8 protein-coding genes are annotated in these 5,528 nt (G+C 65.7%); 7 read left to right on the forward strand and 1 reads right to left on the reverse strand.

The genetic code is table 11. The features are described 5' to 3' along the window. Positions 1 to 641: hypothetical protein (locus Q1V87_RS01765; RefSeq protein ID WP_300590594.1), on the reverse strand; the 641-nt coding region annotated here is incomplete at its 3' end. 113 nt (positions 642 to 754) lie between these two features. Here Q1V87_RS01765 and Q1V87_RS01770 point away from each other — a divergent pair. From Q1V87_RS01770 to Q1V87_RS01800, 7 genes are all read left to right on the forward strand, one after another. Continuing rightward, positions 755 to 1,063 (forward strand): hypothetical protein, encoded by a 309-nt coding sequence (locus Q1V87_RS01770; protein WP_300590595.1) that lies wholly within the window; start codon positions 755 to 757, stop codon positions 1,061 to 1,063. 3 nt (positions 1,064 to 1,066) lie between these two features. After that, complete coding sequence (locus Q1V87_RS01775; protein WP_300590596.1) at positions 1,067 to 1,342, forward strand: hypothetical protein; 276 nt, start codon at positions 1,067 to 1,069, stop codon at positions 1,340 to 1,342. A 268-nt stretch (positions 1,343 to 1,610) separates the two neighbouring features. Beyond that, complete coding sequence (locus tag Q1V87_RS01780; RefSeq protein WP_300590597.1) at positions 1,611 to 2,216, forward strand: MT-A70 family methyltransferase; 606 nt, start codon at positions 1,611 to 1,613, stop codon at positions 2,214 to 2,216. Positions 2,217 to 2,263: 47 nt separating this feature from the next. Beyond that, entirely contained in the window at positions 2,264 to 2,458 is a 195-nt protein-coding gene (locus tag Q1V87_RS01785) for a hypothetical protein (protein WP_300590598.1), read from the forward strand. Positions 2,459 to 2,474: 16 nt separating this feature from the next. Beyond that, entirely contained in the window at positions 2,475 to 2,678 is a 204-nt protein-coding gene (locus Q1V87_RS01790; protein ID WP_300590599.1) for a hypothetical protein, read from the forward strand. Continuing rightward, complete coding sequence (locus Q1V87_RS01795; protein ID WP_300590600.1) at positions 2,678 to 4,789, forward strand: DUF87 domain-containing protein; 2,112 nt, start codon at positions 2,678 to 2,680, stop codon at positions 4,787 to 4,789. Before Q1V87_RS01790 ends, Q1V87_RS01795 begins: the two co-directional genes overlap by 1 nt. A 163-nt stretch (positions 4,790 to 4,952) precedes the next feature. Beyond that, the gene (locus Q1V87_RS01800; RefSeq protein WP_300590601.1) at positions 4,953 to 5,510 is read left to right on the forward strand and encodes a replication-relaxation family protein; all 558 of its coding nucleotides are present in this window, start codon (positions 4,953 to 4,955) and stop codon (positions 5,508 to 5,510) included. Positions 5,511 to 5,528 lie beyond the last annotated feature (18 nt).

Here is a 5,528-nt window from a genome sequence, read left to right on the forward strand (position 1 = left end):
CAGAAGTGGTCGTTCCAGCCTGCTCCTGGCACCCGTCGCGAGTTGACCTTGAACGCGCCACCGGGCTCAGCTCTGGTGGTGCCGTCGTACGAGCGAGTGATGGTGAGGTAGTCCATCTCGTCGAAGGTCGCGATGAAGCGGTAGTGCTCCCGCGTTTCTTTCCACATACGGTTCTCGACGACGATCAGGGTGCTGGTGGTCTGGTAAATGATGCCGTTGTGCATCTCGGGCACTTCCAGCAAGACCGGTGACTGGGGGTAGCGCCCCGTCACGAGACGAGTGAAGAGTCTCTCAAGCGCGGGTCGCTCGCGGTCGGCGACCGTCTCGGCGCTACGCCCGATGCGGTTTCCGTGAACCCTGCGACGCTCCATGAGCCGAGGTGAACCCGTGGTCCCCGGACTGAGAGCGAAGACATCGAGCAGGAGAGCTTGGTCCTCGTTGCTCCCCGCGTGGATGGCTGAGAGGAACCGGCTACGGACCCGCTCGAAGGAGTCATCGGGCTTTTCACGGAGCACCTCGGCGAGCATGCCCGTGGGATTGAGTCTGCGCTCGGTGAAGCCTTCGTTCTTACGCATGAACTCGAGCTCGGCGGCGAGATCATCTCCACGAAGCTTCGCCACATCGAGTTCATCTTGGGTCACGATGTCGCCCCCTTCCGTCGCGTGATTCCAACTTTTTCACCACTTCCGATCGGACGCGAGTTCGGTTTCTACCGTCGATGTCACCTAACCGATTGCGACAGGAAGGAACCGACATGTTGGATCCCAAGAAGGACCTCGCCCCGTTGGGTGGAGCGTTTAGTTCGAATGGTCTGGCTCAGATGAGCTGGAACATGCAACGGCAAGCCAGCCGCGAGGTGGAGCGGGTGCAGGCTCGCGCGCTGGTAGCGGAGACGCAGGAGCAGGGGCGGGCGTTCATCGCCAACACTGCGCTGCAGAACGTCGGCGCGCTCACAGCCCTAGAGCAGCACCTAATCACGGTCGCGCCGCTGGGCGAGTCCCGCTACCGGCACATCGTCGACGCCTACGCGATGGGCGCCGCCTCGGCCATTGCGAGGTGGTGAGCGATGACTCTCCTGGCCGCGCTCCTGCTGCCCGTATTCGCGGCCGGTGCCGCGATCAACGGTGCGGTGGTGGGCGGTGAGTGGGCCGTCGGCAAGCTCCGCGACCGGAAGGCCCGCAAGCGAGCTCAGATCGAGGCAGAGCTCGACCGGAAGCAGGCTCAGCTTCGCGCCACGATCCTGCGGCTAGCGGCGGAACTGAACGGCGACGCGCTTGAGGCCCGTAAGGCCCTCATCCGCGAGTCGTTCATGGCCTCCGGCCGCATCCCGGACGACGAGTAGCAACGGTGAGGGCTCGGCGGCAGCGCAACTCACGGCGCTCCCGCCGAGCCCTCTTCAGTCCCCGCGCACGTTGTGAAATCCACACCACGACCGTCAGTCAGATTCGTCTCCTGACCTCTGGCGCGAGTCTCCGGGTCCGACCTCGCGTCCACATGTAGCGCACGGATTGAGCGATCGGACACTAGAAGATTTCATCTTTGCCCGTCATAACCAGTGGCGGTAACCGCGCCACATCATCCGCGGATTCACGAAGGGAGGGAACACACACATGAACACCACCATCAACACGAACAAGGGCGCCGAGACGTCAGCGAAGACGGCGCTGCGGTATTCCACGGCGATTCTCGACGCACCTTGGCCGACAGGCCAGCGAGGCACGCTCGGAGCAGGGCGCCACTACCCGCTGATGACCATCGAGCAGATCCGTGGCCTCCCCATCCCGGACCTCATGGCAGAGAACGCGCACCTCTACATGTGGTGCTACCCAGCAACCCGCGCACTCGCCGAGGAAATCATGCGCGGCTGGGGCTTCGAATTCAAGGACGAGTTCGTCTGGGGCAAAGACCAGATGGGCCTCGGCCAGTACTTCCGCCACGCCCACGAGACACTCCTGCTCGGCGTGAAAGGCAAGCTCACGTTCCGATTCCACGGGCAACGCTCGTTCGCGATGCTGCCGCGTCAGGACCACTCCCACAAGCCGGAAGAGGTCCACATCATGATCCAGCGCTGTAGCCCCGGCCCATATCTGGAGCTCTTCGCCCGCCGGCCGTTCCCGGGTTGGCACGTCTGGGGCAACGAGGTCACCTCGGATATCCGCGTCCTTGGCTACCCCGTACCGAGCGATGCCCGCTTCGAGGAGGTCGCCGATGTCTAACCCTCCCGTTTCAATCCCGAATCCCACCACCCGAAAGGAACCTGGCCATGTCGAATCCCGAGAAGGGTCCGCTGAACGCCCTGCTGTCCGCCGTCTTCTTGCTGTGCGTTATCTGCGTCCTGCTGTGGGTCGCGGTCACGATCATCCAGGCCATCTGGGTCTGGTTGCTCATCGGCCTGCTCGCTGCCGGACTCGTCTGGGTCGTCGTGGTCGCGCTGCGGCTGCGCCGAGACCGCTGGTAACGGCCTGGGGAGGTGCATGGTGAGCCGCAAGAGGGGAAGGCCGCGCCGCGAGTACCGGATCCGTGTCCGGGCCGAGCGTCGCCTCCCGATCGACTACCCGAAGCTCGCCCGGGCGCTGCTCGAGCACGCCGCCATCGAAGACGCAGCCCGCAGGGAAGGCGAGACCTCATCTCAGGCGCGGGACACCAGCGACGTCCCTGAGCGCGAAGGAGGCGAGTGATGGAGTGGCGTGAACTGCACTGGCCCCGACCCCTCGCAGCCCCAGCAGCCCTCGGGCTGCTCCGGGCGCTGGCTGCCGATGACCACCGGGGGCCACTCATCTGGGAAGCCCGCACCGAGGCAGGGCACACTCGGTATCTGCTCGGTGCCGAAGGAACCGACCTGTCTGGCACGCTCTCCCTGATCCGTCGCCTCATCCCCGACGTGGCGATCACCGACCTGGTGGAACCACGGCAGGAGGTGGAGCGAGCCGGGCGGGTGCAGATCCGCCGCCCGAGTCTGAACCTCTCCCTCGAGACCAGCGACGAGAGCCTCCGGGCGCTGCTCGCTGCTCTGTCAGGAGCGACCGGCAAGGACGACGTCCTGGTCGTACAGGTGATGCTGGGTCGCGGCCAGGCCCCAGAGATCCTGCCGCCGAACGCTGCCGACCCTTCGACATCCTGGATGGATCTGCTCACGACCGGACCGAGGAAGGCGACCAGCTCTTCGCGGGCGCGGCTGGAGGGGAAACTGGCACAGTACCGATTCCGCGCCGTCGCCCGCATCGGGATCTCGTCGACCTCACCCGTACGCCGCCGCCTCCTCGTCCACAGCGCGCTCGCCGCACTCCGGACGCTCCAGAGCAGCGGCACCACCATCTCACTGGCCAGCAAGAAACCAGAGAACCTCGACACCGCCCGCGTCCCGCTGCGTCAGCCGCTGCGCCTCACGCCCGAGGAAGCGCTCGCCCTGCTGGCCTGGCCGGTCGGGGAAGCGGACCTGCCGGGACTACCCCCGGCGCACCCGCGCCTGATCTCGCCACCCAAGATCTACAAGGTGCCGAAGGAACGGGTCTTCGCGCTCAGCACCGCACCTGGGCCGGAGACCTGCGTCGGCATTGGGATTGAGGACAGCCTCCGCCACACCCATATCTACGGACCTACAGGGGCCGGCAAAAGCACCCTCATGCTGCACCTCATCGCCGCCGACATCCAGGCGGGCCGGAGCGTGGTCGTGATCGACCCCAAGCGGGATCTCGGCACCGACGTCCTCACCCTTGTCCCGGAAGACCGGCACGGCGATGTTGTCGTCATCGATCCGACGCTGCCCAACCCCGTAGGCGTGAATCCGATCGCCAACGCCGGTGATGACGCCGCGCTGGTTGCCGACAACGTCCTCGCGATCTTCAAGGGCCTGTTCCCGTCAGAGTTCGGACCACTCACCTCGGACACGCTGCACGCGTCACTCCTGACTCTCGCCGCCAACCCCGGCTCGGCCCTGACTGATCTGCCGTCGCTCCTGACCGACCCGACCTTCCGGCGGAATGCCCTGCGGGCCGTCGACGATCCGGTACTCCAAGGCTTCTGGGCCCAGTTCGACGCCAAGAGCAGCGGACAACAAGCCGCTGCGATCTCACCGGTACTGACCCGGCTGCGGCAGTTCATTCTCCGCCCAGGCCTGCGTGCTGTGCTCGATCAGCCCGAGCCGCGGTTCGCGCTCGAAGACATCGTGACCAAGCCCCGCATCGTCGTCGTCACCCTCAACAAAGGCGTACTCGGCCCGAAGGCAGCCGAGCTTCTCGGGTCGCTGGTGGTGTCGCAGCTGTGGCAGCTGATCCTGCGCCGGGCCTCCGTCCCGCAGAGCGAGCGGACCCCGATCTCGATCTACCTCGACGAAGCCCAATCGTTCCTGCACCTCGACTCCGACCTCGGCGAAGCCCTCGAGCAATCCCGCTCGCTCGGTGCCGCCTGGCACCTGGCGCACCAGCATCGGGCCCAGTTCCCCGACAAGCTCCTGAAGGGAATCGACGCGAACGCGAGGAACAAGATCATCTTCGGTCTCGAAGACGAACACGCCCACCAAGCCGCTCGGACCACCGGCCTATCCGCCGAGGACTTCTCCCGCCTCCCGCCCTACGAGATCTACACCAGCCTCCAGAACAAGGGCCGCCGCACGGGCTGGTTCTCTGCCCGCGTCCTCCCACCACCCAAGATGGTCGCTTCCACCGACGCGGTCATCGCCGAGAGCCAAGCCCGGTACGGGCGGATCGAGACCCCTCCCGTGCAGCTGAAGCTCCCGCTGGACTTCCACGACGACGAGCCACTCGGACGCCGGAAACGGAGCCACTCATGAGAACTACAGCAGAGGTACAGCAGTGTCCGTTCGGACGTCTGTTCACTAACACTTCCACCGCCCAATTCCCACGACTTTCCGCCAATGCCCCCTCCGTACGGGAAACGACTATCCCGCCCTTGGCGGGATCCCTCACCGCCCGAGACGAGTACGGAGGCGCGCGATGACAGATTCCAGCACTTCGCGGATCAGCGCCTCTCGGCTACGTCACCTCCGCGGCGAACTCTCCGATCGCGACCGCGACATCCTCCAATTCCTCGCGCGCCACCGATACGCGACAACCGTCCACCTGAGGCGCGTCTACTTCACCGACCACGCAACGCTCACGGCCGCAACCAGGGCTACCGTCCGAGTCCTCGACAGGCTCCTCACCAACCGACTCATCGGCAGGCTTGAACGTCGCATCGGCGGGCAACACCACGGATCTGCCGCTTACATCTGGCACCTCGACGTTGCAGGGGAACGCCTCACCCGAACGCCCGGCGCCACCCGCCGCCGCCTCGGCGACCCATCCACGACCTTCCTCGACCACACTCTCGAAGTCACCGACACCCACGTCCACCTCCTCGAAGCGACACGAACAGGGCCATACGCCCTGACCAACGTCCAGGTGGAGGCGGAAGCGTCGCGCACCTTCGCGGCCTCCACAGGAGGAACCCGTTGTTACCCGTCACGTTGGATGACAGCCGGGGCGTCGTGGGTGACGACGTCGTCGTTGTGAGCTGAGGCGGGCTCTCGC

The sequence above is a fragment of the Microbacterium sp. genome, assembly GCF_030149085.1.
In the GTDB taxonomy this organism is placed as follows: Bacteria; Actinomycetota; Actinomycetes; order Actinomycetales; family Microbacteriaceae; genus Microbacterium.